At 68.7% G+C, this 6252-nt stretch carries 6 protein-coding genes; all 6 read left to right on the top strand.

All coding sequences use genetic code 11. The features are described from left to right. Positions 1 to 17 precede the first annotated feature (17 nt). Genes phnT through HWX08_RS26620 form a run of 6 tightly spaced genes read left to right on the top strand, consistent with a single transcriptional unit; the run spans position 18 to position 6180 of the window. Positions 18 to 1121, top strand: a complete 1104-nt coding sequence (phnT, locus tag HWX08_RS26595) for a 2-aminoethylphosphonate ABC transport system ATP-binding subunit PhnT (protein WP_069260776.1) — start codon at positions 18 to 20, stop codon at positions 1119 to 1121. Then, the gene (locus tag HWX08_RS26600; RefSeq protein WP_174921589.1) at positions 1099 to 2019 is read left to right on the top strand and encodes a 2-aminoethylphosphonate ABC transporter permease subunit; all 921 of its coding nucleotides are present in this window, start codon (positions 1099 to 1101) and stop codon (positions 2017 to 2019) included. Before phnT ends, HWX08_RS26600 begins: the two co-directional genes overlap by 23 nt. Further along, positions 2009 to 2869, top strand: a complete 861-nt coding sequence (gene phnV / locus HWX08_RS26605) for a 2-aminoethylphosphonate ABC transport system, membrane component PhnV (protein WP_174921588.1) — start codon at positions 2009 to 2011, stop codon at positions 2867 to 2869. The genes HWX08_RS26600 and phnV overlap by 11 nt, the downstream gene beginning before the upstream one ends. Then, on the top strand, positions 2866 to 4173 hold the full coding sequence (gene phnA / locus HWX08_RS26610; protein WP_174921587.1) for a phosphonoacetate hydrolase: 1308 nt from the start codon (positions 2866 to 2868) through the stop codon (positions 4171 to 4173). Before phnV ends, phnA begins: the two co-directional genes overlap by 4 nt. After that, positions 4170 to 5624, top strand: a complete 1455-nt coding sequence (phnY, locus tag HWX08_RS26615) for a phosphonoacetaldehyde dehydrogenase (protein ID WP_174921586.1) — start codon at positions 4170 to 4172, stop codon at positions 5622 to 5624. Before phnA ends, phnY begins: the two co-directional genes overlap by 4 nt. 4 nt (positions 5625 to 5628) lie before the next feature. Next, positions 5629 to 6180, top strand: coding sequence for a phosphonate degradation HD-domain oxygenase (locus HWX08_RS26620; RefSeq protein WP_069260771.1), 552 nt, complete (start codon positions 5629 to 5631; stop codon positions 6178 to 6180). Positions 6181 to 6252 lie beyond the last annotated feature (72 nt).

The raw sequence follows: 6252 nt of genomic DNA on the forward strand, positions 1-6252 counted from the left end.
TTTGAGTGAGCAAGAGGATGAACCCGGTGGACACCGCCCTGACCCATCCCGGCGCATTCGGCGCCGCCGAACCGCGGGCAACGCTGCGGTCCGGCGCGCCGGGCGGCGTGCAGATCGAACACCTGAGCGTGCGCTACGGCGCACGCACGGTGCTGGAAGATCTGTCGCTGTCGATCGGCGCCGGTGAATTTCTGACCGTGCTCGGCAAGAGCGGCTGCGGCAAGACCACGCTGCTGCGCTTCATCGCCGGGTTCGTGAAGGCCGACGGCCTGACCGGCACGCTGACCGTTGCCGGACGCGACCTGACCTATGCGCCGCCGCACAAGCGCAATCTCGGTCTGCTGTTCCAGAATTACGCGCTGTTCCCGCACCTGTCGGTGTTCGAGAACGTTGCATTCGGGCTGCGCGCCCGCGGGATGGCGTCGTCGGAAGTGACGCGCCGCGTCGCCGACGCGCTGAAGCTCGTGCAGCTCGGCGATGCCGGCCATCACCTGCCCGCGCAACTGTCGGGCGGGATGCAGCAGCGCGTCGCGCTGGCGCGCGCGCTCGTGATCGAGCCGGACGTGCTGCTGCTCGACGAGCCGCTGTCGGCGCTCGACGCGAACCTGCGCGCATCGGTGCGCAGCGAACTGAAGGCGCTGCACGAGCGCCTGCCGAATCTCACCGTCGTCTGCGTGACGCATGATCGCGACGACGCGCTCGTGCTGTCCGACCGCGCGCTGCTGATGCGCGACGGCCACATCGCGCAGCTCGGCACGCCGCAGCAGTTGTACGACGCGCCGCAGGACGGCTACGTTGCACGCTATCTCGGCCCGGCGAACCTGCTGCCGCCGCACGTGATCTTCCCGCTCGGCGATCCGCGCCATGAAGTGCGCGGCAAGGTCGCGTGCGTGCGCCCCGAGCGCCTGACCGTGATGCCGCCCGCCGCGGGCGGGCTGCACGGCACGGTGTCGTCGGTCGAATGGCAGGGCGCGGACTTGTCGATCGCGGTCACGATCGACGCGGCGCCCGACGAGCCCGTGCGCGTCACGATGCAACGCGGCCGCGGTGCGGCTCCCGAGCGCGGTGCGCGCGTTTCCCTGCATTGCGAGGCAGACGATGTCGTCCTTATCGAGCCCTGAAGCCGGCCTGCCGCCGCACGTGCTCGCGTCGGCCGCCGCGCACGCCACCGCCGCGCGGCGCCGCAGGCGCATGGGCGACCTGCACCTGGCCGCGCTCGCGGTCGTCGTGCTCGGCCCGCTCGTCGTCTATCCGCTGGTGCGGCTCGTGCTGCTGAGCGTGTCGGGCGATCACGGGTTCAGCTTCGCCGCGTATCGCACGTTCTTCGGCAACCCCGACACGCGCAACGTGCTGCTCACCACCCTCGGCGTGCTGTTCGCGAGCGCCGGCACCGCGTCGGTGCTCGGCGTGATGCTGGCCGCGCTGCTGTTCTTCAAGCCGTTCCCGGGCGCGTCGCTCGTCACGCGCTTCCTGGAGCTGTACGTCGCGTTTCCGTCGTTCCTCGTCGCGTTCACGCTGATCTTCCTGTACGGCTCGCAAGGGTCGATCAGCATCGCGCTGCAGCACCTGTTCCATCTCGAGAATCCGCCGCTCGATTTCCTGTTCGGCATCGGCGGCGTGATTCTGGCGCAGACCGTGTTCTATACGCCGTTCGTCGTGCGGCCCACGCTCGCGTCGTTCGCGACGCTCGACCTGCGGCTGATCGAAGCCGCGCGCAGCCTCGGCGCATCCGGCTGGATGCTCGCGCGCCGCGTCGTGCTGCCGATCGCGTGGCCGGGCATCGCCGCCGGCACCGTGCTGTGCTTCCTGCTGACGCTCAACGAATTCGGGATTCTGCTCGTGCTCGGCAGTGCGCGGCTCGTCACGCTGCCGGTTGCGATCTACAGCAGCGCGACCGTCGACCTCGACCTGCCGACCGCGTCGGCCGGCGCGGTCGTGATGCTCGCGCTGTCGCTGGCGTTGTATGCGGTTTATCGCCGGGTGAACCGGCGTGCGACGGGAGGAAACGATGTCCGCTGAATTCCGTATCGGGCATGCCGTGCCGCGCCACCAGATCGGCTGGGGCGACACGGTGCTCAAGCATGCGTCGCGCGCGGCGCTCGCGCTGGCCGCGTTCGCCTGCTTCTGGCTGTTCGTGTTGCCCGTCGTCGTCGTTGCGCTGTCGAGCGTGTCGACGCAATGGTCGGGCACGATCCTGCCGGCCGGCTACAGCCTGCGCTGGTTCGAGCGGCTCGGGTCGCCCGAATACGATGCGCTGCTGACGAGCCTGGAAATCGGCTTCGGCGTATCGGCGGTCGGCACGATCCTCGGGTTGTGGCTCGCGCTGGCGCTCGAAGGGCGCGACCGGCGCGGCCTCGGCGCGGTGGTCGACGCGCTCGTGATGGTGCCGAACGGCGTGCCGAGCGTCGTGCTCGGGCTCGCGGTGCTGATCGCGTATCACCAGAAGCCGGTCGACTTGTCGAGTTCGGCCGCGATCGTCGTGCTCGTGCAGCTCGCGCTGATCCTGCCGTTCTGCTATCGCTGCGCGGCCGCCGCGCTGCGTCCGGAGCTGACCGTGCTGCGCGAAGCGGCAGCGAGCCTCGGGGCGCCGCCCGCGATGGTGCTGCGCCGCGTGCTGCTGCCGCAGCTCGTGCCGGCGCTGCGCGCGAGCCTCGCGCTCGGCTTCGCGCTGTCGCTCGGCGAGCTTGGCGCGACGCTGACGGTGTATCCGCCGGGCTTCGCGACCGTGCCGATCGTCGTGATCGGCCAGGTGGAGCGCGGCTATTACCTTCCGGCATCGGCGCTGTCGCTGCTGATGCTCGGCGCGTCGCTCGCGGCGCTGCTGCTGATCGCCGCGCGTGTACCGCGCGGCAAGCGGGCCGCATCATGAACGCCGCGTTCGCATTGCGCCAACCCGGTGACGCGTCGGCAGCCGGCGCATCGACGGATCTTGCGGCGCGCTCCGTCGACGTCAACGGCCGGCGCTATCGGCTGCCGGCCGAACCGACCGTCGTCGTCTGCGTGGACGGCTGCGAGTACGACTATCTCGACCGGGCGGTGGAAGCGGGCGTCGCGCCGTTCATCGGCCGGATGATCGCGAAAGGCACGGCATGGCGCGCCGATTGCGTCGTGCCGACCTTCACCAACCCGAACAACCTGTCGATCGTCTGCGGCGTGCCGCCGTCGGTCCACGGGATCTGCGGCAACTACTTCTGGGATCCGGCCGCCGACGGCGGGCGCGGCGCCGAAGTCATGATGAACGACCCGGCCTACCTGCGGGCCGGCACGCTGCTCGCGGCGGCGTCCGACGCCGGTGCGCGGGTCGCGGTCGTGACGGCGAAGGACAAGCTGCGCCGGCTGTTGGGCTGGCAGCTGAACGGCATCTGCTTTTCGGCCGAGAAGGCCGCGCAGGCGAATCTCGCGGAAAACGGGATCGTCGACGTGCTCGACTGGGTCGGCCTGCCGTCGCCGGACGTCTACAGCGCGGCGTTGTCGGAATTCGTGTTCGCGGCCGGCGTTCGGCTCGCGCAGACGCGCCAGGTCGACCTGATGTACCTGTCGACCACCGACTACGTGCAGCACAAGTGCGAGCCGGGCAGTGCGGGCGCGAACGCGTTCTACGCGATGATGGACGGCTACCTCGCGCAGCTCGACGCACTCGGCTGGGCGATCGGGCTCACGGCCGACCACGGGATGAACGCGAAGCACGACCCCGCGACGGGCCGGCCGAACGTCATCTATCTGCAGGATGCATTCGACGGTTGGTACGGTGCGCAGGCTGCGCGCGTGATCCTGCCGATTACCGACCCGTACGTCGTGCACCACGGCGCGCTCGGCTCGTTTGCGACGATCTACCTTGCGCCGGGCATCGACCGGGCCGAGGCGATGTGGCGCGTCGGCGGCCTTGACGGCGTCGAACTCGTGCTCGACAACGCGGAAGCCGCCGCACGTTTCGAACTGCCGGCCGACCGGATCGGCGATCTCGTCGTGATCGGCCGCCGCGACATGACGCTCGGGACCCGCGAGCGCGAACACGACCTGTCGGGCCTCACGGTGCCGCTGCGCTCGCATGGCGGCGTGTCGGAGCAGGAAGTGCCGCTGCTGTTCAACCGCGGTATCGAGCCGGCCGAACACGGGCGTCGCCCGCGCAACTTCGACGTGTTCGATTTCGTGCTGAACCGGGTCGCGACATGATGGCCCATCCCCGACACGATCATCCGGCGTTTCGCGCGGAGGCGCTGCGCTGGTGCGGCGCGCGCGCGACGCGCGAACGCACGCTCGACGTGATGGACCCTTACACGGGCACGCGCGTGGGGACGGTGCCGCTGGCGAGCGTCGACGACGTGCGCGCGGCATTCGATTACGCGATGGCGTACCGGCCGAAGCTTACGCGTTACGAGCGTTCGCAGATCCTCGAGCGGGCGGCCGCACTGTTGCGCGAGCGTACCGAGGAAGCATCCGACCTGATCACGCTCGAATCGGGGCTGTCGAAACAGGACTCCCGTTACGAGATCGGCCGCGTGGCCGACGTGCTGAAGTTTGCGGCGATCGAGGCGCTGCGCGACGACGCGCAGAGCTTCTCGTGCGATCTGACGCCTCACGGCAAGGCGCGCCGCGTATTTTCGCAGCGGCAGCCGCTGGACGGCGTGATCGTCGCGATCACGCCGTTCAATCATCCGATGAACCAGGTGGCGCACAAGATCGCGCCGGCGATCGCGACCAACAACCGCGTGATCGTGAAGCCATCGGAGAAGGTGCCGCTGTCGGCGTTCTATCTGGCCGACCTGCTGGTCGAGGCAGGATTGCCGGAGCCGATGCTGCAGGTGCTGACCGGCCGCCCGGCCGAGATCGCGGACGAACTCATCACGCATCCGCATGCGTCGCTGATCACGTTCACGGGCGGCGTGGCGATCGGCAAGGCGATTGCCGCGCGGGCCGGCTACCGCCGCATCGTGTTGGAACTGGGCGGCAACGATCCGCTGATCGTTCTCGACGATGCCGATCTCGAACGCGCGGCGTCGCTCGCGGTGCTCGGCTCGTACCGGAATTCGGGCCAGCGCTGCACGGCTGTCAAGCGGATGCTGGTGCAGCGCTCGATCGCGCCTGCGTTCACCGAATTGCTGGTCGAGAAGACGCGCGCGTGGAAGTACGGCGATCCGTTCGATTCCGCGAACGAAATGGGCACGGTGATCGACGAGGAAGCGGCACGGTTGTTCGAGGCGCGCGTGAACGACGCGGTTGCGCAGGGCGCGCGCCTGCTGACCGGCAACGTGCGGCGCGGCGCGCTGTATGCGCCGACCGTGCTCGACAACGTCGATCCGTCGATGACGATCGTGCGCGAGGAGACCTTCGGCCCGGTATCGCCGGTCATCACGTTCGACACGATCGACGATGCGATCCGGATCAGCAACGGGACGGCGTTCGGGCTGTCGTCGGGGGTGTGTACCGACAGCACGGCGGCCGTCGTGCGGTTCGTGAACGAGCTGAACGTCGGCACGGTGAATGTATGGGAAGTGCCCGGATACCGGATCGAGCTGTCGCCGTTCGGCGGGATCAAGGATTCGGGGCTGGGGTACAAGGAAGGCGTTCAGGAGGCGATGAAGAGCTTCACGAACCTGAAGACGTTTTCGCTGCCTTGGGAGTAGACGCATGGCATTGACGGTGGAAGAGATTCACGGGCTGTATCGCGAACATGGCCATGTGGCCTATAGCGGCGAACCGGTCACGCAGCTCGAGCATGCGTTGCAGAGCGGATGCCTGGCGGAAGAGGCGGGTGCGGACGAAGCGCTGGTCGCGGCGGCGTTCCTGCACGACCTCGGGCATCTGCTGAATCGTCAGGGCGAGACGCCGAGCGCGCGCGGGATCGACGATCTGCATCAGTATTACGTGCTGCCGTTCCTGCGGCCGTTGTTCTCCGACGCGGTGCTGGAGCCGATCCGGCTGCACGTCGATGCGAAGCGCTGCCTGTGCCGCACGGATGCCGGCTACTTCGAGAGCCTGTCGCCGGACTCGGTGCGCAGTCTCGCGCTGCAGGGCGGCATCTTCAGTGAAGAGGACGCGGCGGTGTTCCTGCGGCGACCGTTCGCGGAAGACGCGCTGCGTCTGCGCCGCTGGGACGATATGGCGAAGGAGGAGGGCAAGGTCACGCCGGATCTCGATCACTATATGGAGATCGTCGCGCGCCAGGTGCGCGCGGCCTGACGGTTCGGCGGCCTCTTCCATCTATATAAGGCCCCGCACGCGACAGCGTGCGGGGCCTTATATATTTTGCGA

This window comes from Burkholderia metallica, from assembly GCF_902832845.1.
In the GTDB taxonomy this organism is placed as follows: Bacteria; Pseudomonadota; Gammaproteobacteria; order Burkholderiales; family Burkholderiaceae; genus Burkholderia; species Burkholderia metallica.

Excerpts from the sequence above, each read along its gene's own strand:
- phnT (WP_069260776.1), top strand. The coding sequence starts at position 18 with ATGAACCCGGTGGACACCGCCCTGACCCATCCCGGCGCATTCGGCGCC.
- HWX08_RS26600 (WP_174921589.1), top strand. The coding sequence starts at position 1,099 with ATGTCGTCCTTATCGAGCCCTGAAGCCGGCCTGCCGCCGCACGTGCTC.
- phnV (WP_174921588.1), top strand. The coding sequence starts at position 2,009 with ATGTCCGCTGAATTCCGTATCGGGCATGCCGTGCCGCGCCACCAGATC.
- phnA (WP_174921587.1), top strand. The coding sequence starts at position 2,866 with ATGAACGCCGCGTTCGCATTGCGCCAACCCGGTGACGCGTCGGCAGCC.
- phnY (WP_174921586.1), top strand. The coding sequence starts at position 4,170 with ATGATGGCCCATCCCCGACACGATCATCCGGCGTTTCGCGCGGAGGCG.
- HWX08_RS26620 (WP_069260771.1), top strand. The coding sequence starts at position 5,629 with ATGGCATTGACGGTGGAAGAGATTCACGGGCTGTATCGCGAACATGGC.